The following is a 306-nucleotide window of genomic DNA, read 5'->3' as shown; positions in this document are numbered from 1 at the left end:
AGAAGTAGGTGCCGAAGACCAGGCTGGCCGCCGTGGCATAGAGGAAGAACTCGTACCATTCGACGACCGTCCCCACCATGGAGGCGGACACGATCTTCTTCAATCCCGAAGTGCTCTCCCCGGCGGACTGGGCCCCGGCCTGCCCTGCGGCGGAGCGCTGGTTCACGCTCATGGATGTCTCCTTCTGCTGTTGTCGACGCTGACATTGGTGATGCAAACCACACATTGGCTTTCACTGAGTATTCCTGCACAGAGCGCGGGCTTCAATGACAAATACCGCAGAGTCGATCTGCGAAAATGCAGATA

1 pseudogene is annotated in these 306 nt (G+C 57.8%); it reads right to left on the bottom strand.

Annotated elements, in window-relative coordinates:
* Nucleotides 1-172 (bottom strand): annotated as a pseudogene (locus AC5RVV_RS18335) (MFS transporter); the annotation flags it as partial.
* Nucleotides 173-306 lie beyond the last annotated feature (134 nt).

Source organism: Arthrobacter sp. MDT2-34-1 (assembly GCF_059091365.1).
Note: the sequence above shows the minus strand (reverse complement) of the source record. Positions and strands in the feature narration are given on the sequence as shown.